This window comes from Agrobacterium sp. GD03872 (assembly GCF_029840625.1).
Lineage (GTDB): Bacteria > Pseudomonadota > Alphaproteobacteria > Rhizobiales > Rhizobiaceae > Agrobacterium > Agrobacterium fabrum_A.
In genome coordinates, this window is sequence record NZ_JAOCCY010000001.1 from 1 (window position 1) to 15,969 (window position 15,969).

The window sequence follows — 15,969 nt, forward strand, 5'->3', positions numbered from 1 at the left end:
ATGGTATTTGAAGTTTCCGTATGGCTTAACAGATTTTAACCGTTTTCGGACAGGCAAGCGGCAAGCTCCGCACACCCTCCCCTATATAGGGTTTCGATTTCGCAATTAAAGGACCCGAAGGGCCTCGCTATATCAGTCGGAAGACGGGCTGAAACGGGCGACCAGAGCATGCGCATTGCCCGGATAAGTGAAACGCACATAGGTGACCGCGCCGGAATTGCTCCAGGTGCGTCGTTCCACGACAAGACAGGCCTGCCTGTCGGAGATGCCGAGCAGGCGCGCAGTCTCCTTTGACGGTGTTTCGGCGCTGATGCGGTGTTCGGCAGTACTCCACGGAACATGGCCTAGCAACCAGGGGCCTGGCGCGATTTTGTGAAAGTCGGTTTCAGCCGCCTCCGGCACGGCATCGAGATTGATGAGACGCTGCTCGACGCAGAATTCGCGCGCACCCGCAAAATGAATGCAGATGATCTCGATCATGGGGGTGCCGACGGAAACGTCGATCCGCTCGCGATCCCCGCTTTTCGCATTGCGCCTTTGGCGCTCCAGTATCTTGAAGCCGTAGTCGAGGCCAAGGGACGCGACCTCGGCGCCGATGTCGTGAATTTGCAGAACGGCAGACTGAATCTGCGGCTGGCGAACGAAACTGCCGGATTTCTTGCGGCGTTCGATCAAACCGGCCTTGGCGAGCTGACCCATGACCTTGTTCACTGTCATGCGCGAGCAATGATATTGATCGGCAAGATCGACCTCGAAAGGCAGCCGGTGACCCGGCGGCCATTCTCCCGAGACGATCCGGCCCTCGATGTCGCTGAGGATACGCTGATGCAGGGTCTGTCCGGCCGATGCTTTCGTCACGTCCGCAATGCCTTTCCCCGCTGGCTTTTTTCCGTTTCTGCCGAGCCCATATCAGCTATCGAGGAGTTCGGCCATGACCTTGTTGAAGCGATCGGATATTTCCCGGCGGTGGATATGGCGGCCAGCCTGCACGCGTTTTTTGCCACGCACCCAGACGGAATCGACGCCAACGCCACCCGCGAATATCCACTGATCGAGAATCTGGGATATCGGAAGATAAGAAACGGCGGAAACATCAAGCGCAACAAAATCGGCGCTTTTTCCATTTTCAAGGCCGTTTCGCGACGCAAGAGCCCTGCCGCCGCCTTCGAGCGCCTGCCGGAAGAGCTTTTCTCCCGTGGAATGGCCGGCATCGGCGATGACATTGCGTGCCCGATGCGAGAGTCGCTGCGAATATTCGAGCGTTCGCAATTCTTCCGGCACGGAAATCAGAATGTTGGAATCCGATCCGACACCATAGTGGCCGTTTTCAGCGAGAAAAGCCGGAGCCGGGAAGATGCCATCGCCGAGATTGGCTTCCGTGATCGGGCAGAGACCGGCAACAGCACCGCTTTTTGCCATGCCTCGCGTTTCGGTTTCCGTCATGTGTGTCGCATGGATAAGGCACCAGCGACCATCGACCGGCACGTTTTCAAGCAGCCATTGCACCGGTCTCGCACCGGAAAAGGCGAGCGAATCTTCCACTTCTTTCGTCTGTTCCGCCACATGAATATGGATCGGCCCGCCTTTTGCCAGCGGCTCGATGGCTGCCAGCTCGTCGCCGGTTACCGCCCGCAGGCTGTGCGGCGCTATGCCGAGGGTGGCGCCCGGCAGCCTGTCCACCACGGCCTGTGCGCCCTGCATCAGTTTTCCGTAACTGTCAAGCGAATGGATGAAACGCTTCTGCCCGTCGATCGGCGTCTGGCCGCCGAAACCGGAATGGGCGTAAAAGACCGGCAGCAATGTGAGGCCGATGCCCGTCTGCGAGGCGGCCACGCCGATACGTTCGGCCATTTCGGCGATATTGCCGTAATGCGAGCCATCCCTGTCATTATGCAGATAGTGGAATTCGCCGACCCGGCCAAAGCCCGCTTCCAGCATTTCCATATAAAGCTGAGCGGCAACCGCCTCGACATGGTCAGGCGTCATGGAGAGCGCGAATTTATACATGACGGTGCGCCAGCTCCAGAAGCTGTCATCGCCGGGACCACGGATTTCGGCAAGCCCGGCCATGGCGCGCTGGAAGGCGTGACTGTGAAGATTGGGCATGGCCGGGACGATGACGGCGTGACGCTCATCCTGCGGCTGCGGGGAAACGCCGGTTTCCACGGATAAGATGACGCCGTCACCGCAAACGATGCGAACATCCTTCGCCCATCCATCCGCCAGAAGCGCTGCGCCCGCGTGAATTACCGTCATGCCACCCTCTCCTTCGGTTCTATCCGGCAAGGCCATTTCAAACACGAAATTGCAGCTTGCCAAGCCGATTATTATGTATATACATTTAAGCCACAAAGGAAAGGCGAAAAGCAAATGCCAGGGAACAAATCTGCAAACGGAACGGCGACGGGGAACGCCACGGCTTTGTGGCGCAACGCCCGGCTGGCGACCTTCAATCCCGCCATGGAAGGCATCGGCACCGTCGAAAACGCCGTCATTGCCGTGCGTAACGGCCGCATCGCCTTTGCCGGCCCTGAAAGCGATCTGCCCGCCGATCTGGCAACGGCCGATGAGACCAACGATTGCGGCGGCCGCTGGATCACCCCTGCCCTGATCGACTGCCACACCCATCTTGTCTTCGGCGGCAACCGCGCCATGGAATTCGAGATGCGGCTGAATGGCGCGACCTACGAAGAGATCGCCAAAGCGGGCGGCGGCATCGTTTCTTCGGTGCGCGACACGCGCGCGCTTTCGGAGGACGATCTGGTGGCGCAGGCTTTGCCGCGTCTCGACACGCTTCTTTCCGAAGGCGTTTCCACGGTCGAAATCAAATCCGGTTACGGTCTCGACATCGAAACCGAGCTGAAAATGCTGCGCGTCGCCCGCAGGCTTGAAACATTGCGGCCGGTGCGCATCGTCACCAGCTATCTCGCCGCGCATGCGACACCTGCGGACTATAAGGGGCGCAACGCCGATTACATTAACGATGTCGTTCTGCCGGGGCTGGAAAAAGCCCATGCGGAAGGGCTGGCGGATGCGGTTGACGGCTTCTGCGAAGGCATCGCCTTTTCCGTCGAGGAAATCGACCGGGTTTTCAAGGCAGCAAAACAGCGCGGACTTCCCGTCAAACTGCATGCCGAGCAGCTTTCCAACCTTGGCGGTTCAGAGCTCGCGGCATCCTATAACGCGCTTTCGGCCGATCACCTCGAATATCTTGATGAGGCCGGTGCTAAGGCGCTGGCGAAAGCAGGAACCGTGGCCGTGCTTCTTCCCGGCGCTTTCTACGCGCTCAGGGAAAAACAACTGCCGCCGGTGCAGGCGCTGCGCGACGCAGGAGCCGACATTGCGCTGGCAACGGACTGCAACCCCGGCACGTCGCCGCTCACCTCCCTGCTGCTGACCATGAATATGGGCGCCACGCTTTTCCGCATGACCGTGGAAGAGTGCCTGACGGCGACGACACGCAACGCGGCAAAGGCGCTCGGCCTGTTTGCGGAAACCGGCACGCTGGAGACCGGAAAATCCGCTGATTTCGCCATCTGGGACATTGAGCGACCGGCGGAGCTTGTCTACCGCATCGGTTTTAATCCGCTCCACGCCCGCATTTTCAAGGGAGAGAAGGTTCGCCCATGACCATGAAGACCATCACGCTTCACCCCGGCCACGTGACCTTAGCCGATCTCGCCGCCATATACTGGGAAAACGGTAGCGCCAGACTCGACCGCAGCTTCGATGCGGGCATTGAAAAGGCGGCGGCCCGCATCGCGGAGATTGCTGCCGGCAATGCGCCGGTCTATGGCATCAATACCGGCTTCGGCAAGCTCGCTTCCATCAAGATCGACGCGGCCGACGTGGCGACGCTGCAGCGCAATCTCATCCTGTCGCATTGCTGCGGGGTCGGCGCACCGCTTCCTGAAAATGTCGTGCGGCTGATCATGGCGCTGAAGCTGGTCTCGCTCGGTCGCGGCGCATCCGGCGTGCGGCTGGAACTGGTGCGGCTGATCGAAGCCATGCTTGAGAAAGGCGTCATCCCCGTCATTCCCGAAAAGGGCTCGGTCGGGGCTTCCGGCGATCTCGCGCCGCTTGCGCATATGGCGGCGGTGATGATGGGCGAAGGCGAGGCCTTTTATGCGGGCGCGCTTCTGCCGGCCGGCGACGCGCTTGCAAAGGCTCGGCTAACCCCGGTGGTTCTGGCCGCCAAGGAAGGGCTGGCGCTGATCAACGGCACCCAGACTTCGACGGCGCTGGCGCTCGCCGGTCTCTTCCGAGCCCATCGCGCGGCACAGGCGGCGCTGATTACCGGCGCGCTTTCCACCGATGCCGCCATGGGCTCATCTGCACCTTTCCATCCCGATATTCACACATTGCGTGGCCATAAGGGCCAGATCGACGCGGGAGCGGCGCTTCGTAATCTGCTGGAAGGTTCGGAAATCCGCGTCAGCCATATCGAGGGCGATGAGCGGGTGCAGGATCCCTATTGCATTCGCTGCCAGCCGCAGGTGGACGGCGCCTGCCTCGATCTTCTGCGGCAGGTGGCCCGGACGCTGGAAATCGAAGCCAATGCTGTGACCGACAATCCGCTGGTTCTTTCCGACAATTCCGTCGTCTCCGGCGGCAATTTCCACGCCGAACCGGTGGCTTTCGCCGCCGACCAGACGGCGCTCGCCATCTGCGAAATCGGCGCAATCGCCCAGCGCCGCGTGGCGCTGCTGGTCGATCCGGCCCTCTCCTATGGCCTGCCCGCCTTTCTTTCGAAGAAGCCGGGGCTGAATTCCGGCCTGATGATCGCCGAAGTCACCTCCGCCGCGCTGATGAGCGAGAACAAGCAGATGGCGCATCCAGCCTCGGTGGATTCCACACCCACCTCCGCCAATCAGGAAGACCATGTCTCCATGGCCTGCCATGGCGCGCGCCGCCTGCTGCCGATGACGGACAATCTTTTCGCCATTCTCGGCATCGAGGCGCTTTCAGCCGTGCAGGGCGTGGAGCTGCGTGGGCCGCTGAAAACAAGCCCCGAACTGCAAAAGGTGATTGCGGCATTACGCGCGGCGATCCCTTCGCTGGAGGAAGACCGTTATATGGCCCCGGACCTGAAGGCGGCGGCGGAACTGATCGCTTCCGGCGCGCTGGTCGCGGCCATTTCGGACGGCATTCTGCCGAAGCTGGAGGCCTGAAATGCGTGTCTTCGACGTCAGGGAAGGTTCATCGCCGATCATTCTCGGCCTCCCCCACACCGGCACGGATGTACCGGCGGATATCTGGCAACGCCTGAACGATAATGGCAAGATTCTCGCCGATACGGACTGGCATATCCATGAGCTCTATGACGGGCTTCTCGCGGATGCGACAACGGTGAGGGCGACCTTCCACCGTTATGTGATCGACGCCAACCGCGACCCGGCCGGGGTCAGCCTTTATCCGGGCCAGAACACAACCGGGCTTGTTCCGGAGACCGACTTCGACGGCGAGCCGATCTGGAATGAAGGACAGGAACCCGCGGCGGACGATATTGCGTACCGTCTGGAAAACTTCCACGCGCCTTATCACGCAGCGCTTGCGGCGGAAATCGAGCGGGTCAAATCCATCCACGGCATCGCCATTCTCTATGATTGCCATTCGATCCGTTCGCATATTCCCTTCCTGTTCGAAGGCAAGCTGCCGGATTTCAACATCGGCACGGATATGGGCAAGACCTGCGATCCGGCCATCGAAAAAATCGCCGTCGAAGTGACCGCCGCAGCGGAGGGTTACGACAGCATCCTGAACGGTCGTTTCAAGGGCGGCTGGACGACGCGCCATTACGGAAAACCGCAGAACGGCGTGCACGCCATTCAAATGGAGCTGGCGCAAGCCACCCATCTTCACAGCGAGACGCCGCCTTTTACCTATGACACGGGCAAGGCCGAACGGCTTCGCTCCCATCTCAAAACCATTCTCACGCGCATGGAAAAATTTGCGCTCGACACGAAACGATAAGGGGAAAACACATGAACAATCCACGCCACAATATCCGCGATGTCCGCTCGCCGCAGGGCACTGACCTCAATGCCAAAAGCTGGATGACGGAAGCGCCGCTGCGCATGCTGATGAACAATCTCGACCCTGACGTGGCCGAGCGCCCGCATGAGCTGGTGGTTTATGGCGGCATCGGCCGCGCCGCCCGCACCTGGGAGGATTTCGACCGTATCGTCGCCACGCTGAAGGATCTGAACGAGGATGAAACCCTCATCGTGCAGTCCGGCAAGCCGGTCGGCGTGTTCCGCACCCACAAGGATGCGCCGCGCGTCCTGATCGCCAACTCCAACCTCGTACCGCACTGGGCGAACTGGGATCATTTCAACGAGCTGGATAAGAAGGGCCTTGCCATGTACGGCCAGATGACGGCCGGTTCATGGATTTACATCGGTACGCAGGGTATCGTGCAGGGCACCTATGAGACCTTTGTCGAGGCCGGCCGCCAGCACTATGACGGCAACCTGAAGGGCAAGTGGATTCTCACCGGCGGTCTCGGCGGCATGGGCGGCGCACAGCCGCTCGCCGCCGTCATGGCCGGCGCCTGCTGCCTCGCCGTCGAATGCGATGAAACCCGCGTCGATTTCCGCCTGCGCACCCGTTATGTCGATGCGAAGGCGCATACGCTCGATGAGGCGCTGGCGCTGATCGACCAATGGACCAAGGCGGGCGAGGCGAAATCCGTCGGCCTGATCGGCAATGCGGCGGAAATCTTCCCGGAACTCGTCCGTCGCGGTGTTCGTCCCGATATCGTTACCGACCAGACCTCGGCGCACGATCCCGTCCATGGTTACCTTCCGGCCGGATGGACCGTTGCCGAATGGCGCGCCAAGCAGGAAAGCGACCCGAAGGCCGTTGCCGCCGCCGCCCGCGCCTCCATGAAGGTGCATGTGCAGGCCATGGTCGATTTCTGGAACGCCGGCGTTCCGACGCTCGATTACGGCAACAATATCCGTCAGGTCGCCAAGGATGAGGGCCTGGAAAACGCCTTCGCCTTTCCGGGCTTCGTGCCGGCCTATATCCGCCCGCTTTTTTGCCGCGGCATCGGCCCGTTCCGCTGGGCGGCCCTTTCCGGCGATCCGGAAGACATCTACAAGACCGACGCCAAGGTGAAGGAACTGCTGCCTGACAACAAGCACCTGCACAACTGGCTGGACATGGCGCGCGAGCGCATCGCTTTTCAGGGCCTGCCGGCGCGCATTTGCTGGGTCGGCCTTGGCGACCGTCACCGTCTCGGCCTTGCCTTCAACGAAATGGTCAAAAACGGTGAGCTGAAGGCGCCTGTTGTCATCGGACGCGACCATCTGGATTCCGGCTCCGTCGCCTCGCCCAACCGCGAGACCGAGGCCATGAAGGACGGCTCGGACGCCGTTTCCGACTGGCCGCTTCTCAATGCGCTGCTCAACACCGCATCCGGCGCGACCTGGGTGTCGTTGCATCACGGCGGCGGCGTCGGCATGGGCTTCTCGCAGCATTCCGGCATGGTCATCTGCGCCGATGGCACCGACGATGCGGCTCGCCGGCTGGAGCGCGTGCTGTGGAATGACCCGGCAACCGGCGTCATGCGTCATGCCGATGCCGGTTACGACATCGCCGTGGAATGCGCAAAGGAACAGGGCCTGCGCCTGCCCGGCATTCTCGGCAATTGATCCTCTTTCGGCCGGAAAGAGAAACACCTCTTTCCGGCCGATCTTTCTCAAAAGTGGAAAACCATGACCCTGCTGCGCGCAAGCGATTACAAGCGAATGCCCTGGAAAAACGGCGGCGGCGAGACGGTGGAAATCGCCATCTTTCCATCCGGCTCTTCCGTCGAGAATTTCGACTGGCGCATCAGCATGGCAACGGTGGCGAGCGACGGGCCGTTTTCGATCTTCCCCGGCATAGACCGCACCCTCTCCATTCTTGAGGGAAACGGTATGGCGCTGGCAATTGCGACGGACGATCCGCTGCTGCTGACAATGGCAAGCCCGCCCCTGCCCTTTCCGGCCGATGTTCCCGTGAATGCGACCCTGCCCGACGGCGCGATCACCGATCTCAACGTCATGACCCGCCGTTCACACTTTCGTCATGTCGTTAAAAGGCATTCCGGCCCGTTTTCGGGAAAAGCCGACGGAAACATGACGCTAGTCCTGGCGCTCGACCCGCTGAGGGTTTCCACCGGTGACGGTAATGACCAGCTGGGGAAGCTGGATGGTCTGCTGATCGAAGGCGGTTTACCGTTCACCGTCGAAGGAGATCGAAGCGAAAGCGCGTTTTTCCTCATCACCCTCGAGCGTCTCTGAAGCCTTCCGGAAAAGGCTTCACAGTTCCGTCCAGATAATACTCAAACCGCTGCCGCCTCAATCCAGACCCAGCGGATCGGCCAACCGTGGCCAAAGCTCAAGGCTCGCCTTGCGATAGGGCGTTTTTGCCGGATCGGTCGGATAGGATGTCGGGGCGGCGATATAAACGATCTCGGAGGCTACAGGCGCAAACCCCGCATGGAAATGGTTGGTGGACTTGACCAGCAGCACATCTTTTTTCGCAAAATCGATGCCGAGATTGGAAAAGATATCCGGCTCATAAGTTTGGGTGCGGCTGGTAATAAGGATGATATCGATCTGCGTGCCGAGCGGCCGAACGACAGCGGCACGGCCGAGCGTTACGCGGCTGTTGCGGAAACTCTGCCAGCCGGCCTCGGCCGTGCGCATCACCTTTATGCGGAAATCGAGCGGCTCGCCGCCTTCCGGGCTGGATTTGCCGCCGATGCGCAGATCTATCTCCGCGCCCTCGCCCGCCGCGTGACAGAAGGAAACCGCAATCGGGTCCCAGATCGTCGCGACGGCGATATTGTCCATGCCGCGCTCCACCATGCGCCGCAGAATATGGGTGGCGTCACCGGCGACACCGCCGCCCGGATTATCCCAGATATCAGAGACGACGACCGGATTGTCCGGATTGTTGCTGCGAATGGCAAGAACCTGGTCGAGACCCGTTTCCGTATCCAGCATCGGCATGGCGGTCAGTTTGCGCATGGCATAAAGCTCATGGCCGAGCTTTTCAGCCAGCACATCGCCCCTTGCCCTGGCATTATCCGTCACGACAACGATGCGTGTTCCCATATCCGGCACGTCACCGGCCATGAAACCGTGAATGACGGAAATCGACAGGATGCCATCCTTGCCTTCCATCGCCTTTAACCGGTCGACATAAGAACGCATCGGCTCGCGGCTGGTGGGATAAATAGTGATCATGCGACAATTGAAAGTGGAGATAACCGGTTTGATCTCTCCCCGAAGCGTTCGCAGCGCCAGTTCCACCACATGCTCGCCGCGCTCCTCGAAATCCGTATGCGGAAACTCCAGAAACGTTGCCATAATATCGAGATTTTGAACCCGAAGCGCCGTCAGATGACTGTGCGGATCAAATTCCGCCGCGACCAGCACATCCGGCCCGACCATGGCGCGGACGCGCGACAGGAAATCGCCTTCCGGATCGTCATAACCCTGCGCCACCATGGCGCCGTGCAGACCGAGCACCACCGCATCGACCGGCAGGGCGGCACTGAGTTCGGCAAGAATGGTGTCCCGCAGCGTTTCATAGGTCTGGCGCTGGATAAGGCCCGCCGGTTCCGCCCAGCAGGAGGTTCCCTCGATTACCGTAAACCCTTCCGCCTTGCCGCGACGGCGCAATATCGGCACTGGCGACGAGCAGAGCGTCGGCGTTTCGGGGTGTTCCCCCGGCCCGGCATAAAAAGCCGCACGAAAAGCGTCCATATCCGTCGGGACAGGTGAAAACGTGTTGGTTTCGGTGGCGAGCGACGCCGTGAAGATGCGCATGTCTCTTGATTCTCGTTACCGCAATCTGCCCATGGGCAGTGTTCATTTCAGAATTTAATTAGCCGGGTAATTTACCAGACCGTGCCGCGGGCCGCGACCGGCTCAACCCGTGTCACGATACCATTTCGATGGAAAACCATCCTGTCGAAAAGATTGCTGACGACGCAGGTATGGTTCGGAACGACCTTGACCACATCGCCGATTTCGGGCCGGCCCAAGGCGCAACCGGATAGATCGACAACCGCATGTTCTTCCGAAAGCGAGACGATTTTTGCGCCCTCATAACCTTCGAGCAGCCCGTAATCGCTAAAACCCAGCAGATCCGAGGTCAGGGCCTTGGAACCGCAATCCAGCACGGCGCGATCGGCCGTGGGCCTCGATACGACGGTGGCGAGAACATGCATGGCAAGATCGTCGACCGTGCAATGTCCCGCGCGCAGCATGGCGCGATCATTATAGACATAGGTGCCGGCCCGATGTTCGGTAGCGGACGGAACGAGATGGGCGGCGTAAAAGTCCGGCGAACCGCCGCTGGATCGCACCGGGCAATCTATGCCCTTTGCATCAAGCAGTGCCATGGTCTCGCGAAGGAATTTTTCCACGGTCTCGGCGCCGCCCGGTGCCGGATAGGTCAATATGCCCTTGAACGTGAGGCCCGGCGCCGCAGCGATCTTTTCCGCAAGCGCCAGTGCCGCTTGCGGCGTCTGCACACCGCAGCGCTTGCCGCCCGTATCGCATTCGACCAGCACGGCAAGCGGTCTTGCCGCCTCGAATGTACCGGCAAGGCCGGCAATCGTCACCGCGCTATCGGCAACCACGCTCAACCCACCGATACGCGCATTCAGCGCCTTCAGCCGCTGAAGCTTTGCCGCACCGAGAATGTTGTAGGTGATCAGAATATCGTCAAAGCCGGCATCCGCAAAAACCTCTGCTTCGCTGACTTTCTGGCAGTTAATGCCGATCGCACCCGCCTGAAGCTGCTGTTTTGCGATGGCGGGTATTTTGTGCGTCTTGATATGCGGCCGGAAGGCCTTGCCGTATCCATCCAGATAGGACTGCGCCCTGAGGATATTGGCACTGAGTCTATCCTCGTCAATGACAGGCATCGGCGTCGAGATCGCATCAAGGGGGGTGCCTGCGTCAGGCCAGGGATAGGTCATCATATACTCTCAAAAAGCGGCAGACCGGGCTTCAGACCAGAGGTTTATAAGCGATAACGTCCATTTCCACCTTGGCGTCAACCATCAGCGGCGATTGCACGGTCGAGCGCGCTGGCGGATGATCGATGAAATATTTCTGGAAAACGGCGTTGAAGCTCGAAAAATCCCGCGCGTCGTCCAGCCAGACATTGACCTTGACCACGTCGGCCAGCGTGCAATCGGCAAGCGCCAGAACATCCCTGATATTGGCGACGACCTGCTCGGTCTGGGCCACGATACCGCCCGTCACCACCTCGCCATCAACAGTCGGCACCTGCCCGGATACATAGACAAAATCGCCGGCTCGCACCGCCTTGGCAAATGGCCGGCGCTGCCCGCCAGCCTGATTATCCGCCGTCTCGTATCTTACCAGCCTCTGTTTTTCCATGGAGTCCTCGCAAATTATTTTCATAATCTTAGAATTTTTCACACTTTATAGCCGATTTAATGGCAACTTTCCACAAGTTATGTAAATTATTTAGCAATATGCAATCATACGCGTAAATCCTGTCATTGCGTCGCATTTCGTCTCGCGACTGTAAACCGCGATGGCTCACCCGTAGGAATCGAAATTATCTCAAGAAAGAGTGCGCTCTAAAATCCGGCCAACCCGCAGGGCATTTTCACCTGCCACCGCTGAACTGCCCATTCCAACAAGTCTCCGCCACACCTGTTTGCACAAAAAGTTTGCCGCGGCTAACATCTGAGGGGAATTTCCAAAATGACTGCGGTAAAAATTTATGTGGGCTGAGCAGCCAGACTGGCTCAACGCTGCGCGGCAATGCGGTCGTTGGAAGCCACCCTGTCCGTAATAATTTCTGCGATCTTTTTCGCCTGCACACGAATATCCGGAACTGCAGTTATTTCCCAGAAACGGCCCGCCGTCAGTGCGCCAGCGGCAAAGAGACCGGGCCAGCCCTGCCCATCCGTTCGCAGCAAACGGGATTGGGCGTCAACCTCGATTCCGAGCCCGAAAGGATCGAGCAGAAGAACGCCGTCATTGCACATCGTTTCAAGAAGGTGCGAGTGGCCGATGCCGGCCCGTTCCATGCCCGTGCAATTGATGACCCAATCGACCTGCAATTCCCTCAAAATCTGCGTATGCCTGCGGCGATAACGGACCGCAATCCCCTCCTCCTGCTCCTCGATGCCACGAAGATAACCCGCGTGGATTTCCAGGACGCCATCCGAAAGCAGTTTCACAAAAGCAGCGGAGACCTCAGGCGCGATCCGGTGCCGATGAATGTTCCACCACGGCAGCGCATGCCGGAGAAACCGGCCGCGCTGTGCAGCTGAGAGACTTTGCCAGAGCCCCTGCGTTTTCGGCCGCAAACCATCCATCACGGCGCGCCATTGCGTACCGTCCCTGACCTGCCTGCGCAGGGATTGCAACAACCGGCTGATTTCCGTTGAGCCCTCGGGCAATTTCGGCTCCGAGGCTGACGGAGACGGGCTGACATGCGGATGTGGCACCAGCCCACGGCGCGACAGGACATGGATCGGCCCTCGGTGCCCTTTTCCACGCAGTGTCAAAACCTGATCGATCATCGTCAGACCTGAGCCGAGGATACAGATACGGTCCCCCGCTTTCACCCTGGACAACCATCCCGGCTGCCAGCAATGACCGATGATACGGCCCGGACCGTCATCGTCTTTCGCAACGGTTTGCACCGGCAAACTCGCCGAACCGACACCAAGGCAAAGAACCACATTATGCGCGCGCAGCCGCTCGCCATTTTCGAGTGTGAAGGCAAATCCCCCGGCTGCATCCGATCGGCAGGCCGAAGCCTTGGCGCGAATGAAATCCACCCGCGCCCGTTGCTCCCTGCTCCGGAGCAAGCCGGCCAGCCTGTCCCGGAGGTAAAGACCATAATCTCCGCGCGAGGCGAATACCGACGCTTCGGTGGCGATGCCACGCTCCACGAGCCAGTCGACAAAGTCGTCGGGTTGGTCAGGAAAAACGCTCATTCTTCCGGCGGGCACATTCAGCCGATGATAGGGCAACTCCGTGCGGTAGGCCGTGCCGCGCCCGAAATCAGATTCGTCGCCAACGATAGCGACCGAAGCATACGGTGGCAGAGATGATAAAAGATGAGCGGCGGTACAGATGGCCGAAAAACCCGACCCAACGAGAGCGACATCATAGGACATTCATTCCTCCAACCTGCGACAGCTTGAACAGCCGGCAACGGGCGCCGAACCCAACGATACTCTAGTCAATGAGTAGAGATTAAACACCTGCGAATGTCCATCCTTCACTTTCCACCGCAATCATTCATGGGATGGCAGATCATACCGAAAGTTAGCCGCGGCTAACTGCAGCGTGGCCCGCATGCTGCTATCCAAAAACCGTCGCCCCATACATCGCGACCGTCATTGGGGAGAAGTTAGCCGCGGCTAACCGTCAAACTGTCACAAAAAGCAAATGTGATTCTTCCACAATGCCTTAGCGGCACTTTCCAACCTGAGAAAAAAGCCTATTGCGCCAAAAAGAGAATCGGCGCTTATATCTCAGTTGCGGAAAAAACCGCCTTTTTCGAAAAAAACCGCTACTGCAATTTCGAGCGAAAGAAGACCGATGACACAGAGTGCCGATTTAAGACGTGCCGCAGGAGCACCCGACCTGACGAGTCTTATACAACAGCATTCGGCTGCGTTGTCAGCCCAATTGCAGGCTCATAATGCAAATACATTTTCACCGCACACCGAAAAGAGCATGCGCCATTTTTCGCCGGCGGAGACCGCGCGGCTGATCGGCATTGGCGAGGCTTATCTTCGCCAGATCGCCGCCGAACGTCCGGAGCTCGACGCCGCCCAGGCTTCCGGCCGCCGCTCCTATTCGGTCGAGGATATGGACGAGATCCGAAAGCTCCTCGATCAGGGCGCACGCGGCACACGTCGTTATCTGCCGCATCGCCGTGATGGCGAAGAGCTGCAGGTCATCGCAGTCATGAACTTCAAGGGCGGCTCGGGGAAAACCACGACGTCGGCGCATCTTGCGCAATATCTGGCGCTGCGCGGTTACCGCGTGCTTGCCATCGATCTCGATCCGCAGGCCAGCCTCTCGGCTCTCTTCGGACATCAGCCCGAGATCGATGTCGGCCCCAACGAGACGCTCTACGGTGCGATCCGTTATGACGATGAACGCCGGCCAATCGCCGAGATCGTTCGCGGCACCTATATTCCCAACCTCCATATCGTTCCTGGTAATCTGGAGCTTATGGAATTCGAACACGATACGCCCCGCGCCCTGATGCGCCGCGCGCCGGGTGATACGCTGTTTTTCGCCCGCATTGGCCAGGCGATTGCGCAGGCGCAGAATTTTTACGATGTCGTCGTGATCGATTGCCCGCCGCAGCTCGGTTACCTGACACTTTCAGCGCTGACGGCGGCCACATCGGTTCTCGTCACCGTTCATCCGCAAATGCTTGATGTGATGTCGATGAACCAGTTCCTTGCCATGACCGGCGATCTTCTCGCCGAAATCGGCAGGGCCGGCGCGCGTTCGGATTACAACTGGATGCGTTACCTGATCACCCGCTTCGAGCCGAGCGACGGGCCGCAAAATCAGATGGTGGCATTCCTTCGCTCGATCTTCGGGGAGAATGTCCTCATTCATCCCATGTTGAAGAGCACGGCGGTCTCGGATGCAGGACTGACCAACCAGACACTTTTTGAAGTGGAAAGAACCCAGTTCACCCGGTCCACCTATGACCGTGCGCTGGAAGCCATGAACAACGTAAACGCTGAAATCGAGGGATTGATTAAAAAAGCGTGGGGTAGGGCAGCATGAGCAGAAAACAGATATTTGCCAATCTCGGCACACCCGGCGCCGACAGCAACGAGGCCGCACCCGAGCGGTCGCGTCCGCGTATCAGGCCCATTCTCGGTTCCCCGGAACTCGTAACGGATGTGCTGAATTCGCCGGTCGGTATGATCGGGCAATCGCTCAATGAGGTATCGGAACGCGCCAAGCGCGCGGAAGAGATCGAAAAGCAGCTCGCGGAAGGTCTGACGATCGTTTCGCTCAATCCCGCCGATATCGATCCGTCTTTCATACCCGATCGCATGCCGGCCTCCGAAGAGGCGGATGCGGGTCTGGTGGAGGCCATTCGTGAGCAGGGCCAGCAGGTTCCCATTCTGGTGCGCCCGCATCCCGATACTCCCGGCCGTTATCAGGTCGCTTTCGGCCATCGCCGTCTGCGTGCGGTCTCAAGCCTCGGCATTCCGGTCAAGGCGGTCGTTCGCGATCTCAGCGATGAGCAGCTGGTCGTTGCCCAGGGGCAGGAAAACAATGAACGCCGCGACCTCACCTACATTGAAAAGGCGCGTTTCGCCCAGAAACTGCAGATGCGGTTTCCGCGGGATACGATCATGGCCGCCATGTCGCTGCACAAGGGCGATCTCTCCAACATGCTGTCGGTCGTCGGCCGCATTCCGGAAGATCTGGTCGATCTCATCGGCCCGGCCCCAAGCGTCGGCCGCCGCAACTGGATGGACCTTGCCGATCAGCTTTCCTCCTCGCAGGTCAAGGAAGCGGCCCGTGCCTATGTCAAGGATACATCGGTTGCCGCCTTGCCGTCGGAGGACCGGTTCAAGTCGCTGCTCGATTTTCTGAAACCTAAGGCGCAGGCCAAGAAAACCGGCGTCTGGTCATCGGAAACCGGCGGTCGGCTGGCAAAGGTGGTCGAGAGCGACCGCAAGCTGGATATATCGATCGACAAGAACGAAGCCCCGGAGTTTGCCGAATTCGTTCTGGAACATCTTCAGACGCTGTTTACCGAATACCGGTCCAAACAGTGATTTTTAACGCCAACGATTAACAGGAGACGCATCACAAAAGAAAAAAGCCCCCGAACGTTGCCGCGCGGAAGCCTTTCTTTGATTTAAGCACCCGAAGAATCTCATTTCCGCGAATCATAGTCAAGAGTCTTGGCATCGAA

General features: G+C 59.4%; 13 protein-coding genes. 7 read left to right on the forward strand and 6 right to left on the reverse strand.

What is annotated here, in order from left to right; all coding sequences use genetic code 11:
* Nucleotides 1-132 precede the first annotated feature (132 nt).
* Both hutC and N5D22_RS00010 read right to left on the reverse strand, forming a co-directional pair.
* Entirely contained in the window at nucleotides 133-858 is a 726-nt protein-coding gene (hutC, locus tag N5D22_RS00005) for a histidine utilization repressor (protein ID WP_279658826.1), read from the reverse strand.
* 51 nt (nucleotides 859-909) lie between these two features.
* Entirely contained in the window at nucleotides 910-2,256 is a 1,347-nt protein-coding gene (locus N5D22_RS00010) for a formimidoylglutamate deiminase (RefSeq protein ID WP_279658827.1), read from the reverse strand.
* Between the two features lie 114 nt (nucleotides 2,257-2,370).
* Between N5D22_RS00010 and hutI the strand changes: the two genes are divergently transcribed.
* The 5 genes from hutI to N5D22_RS00035 all read left to right on the forward strand — a co-directional run bounded on the left by hutI (nucleotide 2,371) and on the right by N5D22_RS00035 (nucleotide 8,291).
* Entirely contained in the window at nucleotides 2,371-3,630 is a 1,260-nt protein-coding gene (gene hutI, locus N5D22_RS00015; RefSeq protein WP_279658828.1) for an imidazolonepropionase, read from the forward strand.
* Nucleotides 3,627-5,171 (forward strand): histidine ammonia-lyase, encoded by a 1,545-nt coding sequence (hutH, locus tag N5D22_RS00020; RefSeq protein WP_279658829.1) that lies wholly within the window; start codon nucleotides 3,627-3,629, stop codon nucleotides 5,169-5,171. The genes hutI and hutH overlap by 4 nt, the downstream gene beginning before the upstream one ends.
* Before the next feature lies 1 nt (nucleotide 5,172).
* Nucleotides 5,173-5,973 carry an N-formylglutamate deformylase gene (hutG, locus tag N5D22_RS00025; protein ID WP_279658830.1) on the forward strand — a complete coding sequence of 267 codons (801 nt, stop codon included), beginning with the start codon at nucleotides 5,173-5,175 and terminating at the stop codon, nucleotides 5,971-5,973.
* Between the two features lie 11 nt (nucleotides 5,974-5,984).
* Nucleotides 5,985-7,658 carry a urocanate hydratase gene (hutU, locus tag N5D22_RS00030; RefSeq protein ID WP_279658831.1) on the forward strand — a complete coding sequence of 558 codons (1,674 nt, stop codon included), beginning with the start codon at nucleotides 5,985-5,987 and terminating at the stop codon, nucleotides 7,656-7,658.
* A gap of 63 nt (nucleotides 7,659-7,721) precedes the next feature.
* Nucleotides 7,722-8,291, forward strand: coding sequence for a HutD family protein (locus N5D22_RS00035; protein ID WP_279658832.1), 570 nt, complete (start codon nucleotides 7,722-7,724; stop codon nucleotides 8,289-8,291).
* 57 nt (nucleotides 8,292-8,348) lie between these two features.
* On the opposite strand, the gene N5D22_RS00040 is transcribed toward N5D22_RS00035, so the two are convergent.
* The 4 genes from N5D22_RS00040 to N5D22_RS00055 form a co-directional block, all read right to left on the reverse strand.
* Complete coding sequence (locus N5D22_RS00040; protein ID WP_279658833.1) at nucleotides 8,349-9,827, reverse strand: M81 family metallopeptidase; 1,479 nt, start codon at nucleotides 9,825-9,827, stop codon at nucleotides 8,349-8,351.
* A 71-nt stretch (nucleotides 9,828-9,898) separates the two neighbouring features.
* Nucleotides 9,899-10,987, reverse strand: coding sequence for a D-TA family PLP-dependent enzyme (locus N5D22_RS00045; RefSeq protein ID WP_279658834.1), 1,089 nt, complete (start codon nucleotides 10,985-10,987; stop codon nucleotides 9,899-9,901).
* A 31-nt stretch (nucleotides 10,988-11,018) separates the two neighbouring features.
* A complete protein-coding gene (locus N5D22_RS00050) occupies nucleotides 11,019-11,414 on the reverse strand; it encodes a RidA family protein (RefSeq protein WP_279658835.1) in 396 nt (131 codons plus the stop codon).
* Between the two features lie 377 nt (nucleotides 11,415-11,791).
* Nucleotides 11,792-13,177: an FAD/NAD(P)-binding domain-containing protein gene (locus N5D22_RS00055; RefSeq protein WP_279658836.1), complete on the reverse strand. Its 1,386-nt coding sequence runs from the start codon at nucleotides 13,175-13,177 to the stop codon at nucleotides 11,792-11,794.
* 427 nt (nucleotides 13,178-13,604) lie between these two features.
* Between N5D22_RS00055 and repA the strand changes: the two genes are divergently transcribed.
* Entirely contained in the window at nucleotides 13,605-14,819 is a 1,215-nt protein-coding gene (gene repA / locus N5D22_RS00060) for a plasmid partitioning protein RepA (RefSeq protein WP_269346360.1), read from the forward strand.
* Nucleotides 14,816-15,829 carry a plasmid partitioning protein RepB gene (repB, locus tag N5D22_RS00065; RefSeq protein ID WP_279658837.1) on the forward strand — a complete coding sequence of 338 codons (1,014 nt, stop codon included), beginning with the start codon at nucleotides 14,816-14,818 and terminating at the stop codon, nucleotides 15,827-15,829. Before repA ends, repB begins: the two co-directional genes overlap by 4 nt.
* Nucleotides 15,830-15,969: the final 140 nt, after the last annotated feature.

What these genes read in the sequence shown, in the direction of transcription:
- N5D22_RS00035 (WP_279658832.1), top strand. Translation starts at nt 7,722, where the DNA reads ATGACCCTGCTGCGCGCAAGCGATTACAAGCGAATGCCCTGGAAAAAC.
- N5D22_RS00050 (WP_279658835.1), bottom strand. Translation starts at nt 11,414, where the DNA reads ATGGAAAAACAGAGGCTGGTAAGATACGAGACGGCGGATAATCAGGCT.
- hutG (WP_279658830.1), top strand. Translation starts at nt 5,173, where the DNA reads ATGCGTGTCTTCGACGTCAGGGAAGGTTCATCGCCGATCATTCTCGGC.
- N5D22_RS00055 (WP_279658836.1), bottom strand. Translation starts at nt 13,177, where the DNA reads ATGTCCTATGATGTCGCTCTCGTTGGGTCGGGTTTTTCGGCCATCTGT.
- repA (WP_269346360.1), top strand. Translation starts at nt 13,605, where the DNA reads ATGACACAGAGTGCCGATTTAAGACGTGCCGCAGGAGCACCCGACCTG.
- hutI (WP_279658828.1), top strand. Translation starts at nt 2,371, where the DNA reads ATGCCAGGGAACAAATCTGCAAACGGAACGGCGACGGGGAACGCCACG.
- repB (WP_279658837.1), top strand. Translation starts at nt 14,816, where the DNA reads ATGAGCAGAAAACAGATATTTGCCAATCTCGGCACACCCGGCGCCGAC.
- hutU (WP_279658831.1), top strand. Translation starts at nt 5,985, where the DNA reads ATGAACAATCCACGCCACAATATCCGCGATGTCCGCTCGCCGCAGGGC.
- N5D22_RS00010 (WP_279658827.1), bottom strand. Translation starts at nt 2,256, where the DNA reads ATGACGGTAATTCACGCGGGCGCAGCGCTTCTGGCGGATGGATGGGCG.
- hutH (WP_279658829.1), top strand. Translation starts at nt 3,627, where the DNA reads ATGACCATGAAGACCATCACGCTTCACCCCGGCCACGTGACCTTAGCC.
- N5D22_RS00040 (WP_279658833.1), bottom strand. Translation starts at nt 9,827, where the DNA reads ATGCGCATCTTCACGGCGTCGCTCGCCACCGAAACCAACACGTTTTCA.
- N5D22_RS00045 (WP_279658834.1), bottom strand. Translation starts at nt 10,987, where the DNA reads ATGACCTATCCCTGGCCTGACGCAGGCACCCCCCTTGATGCGATCTCG.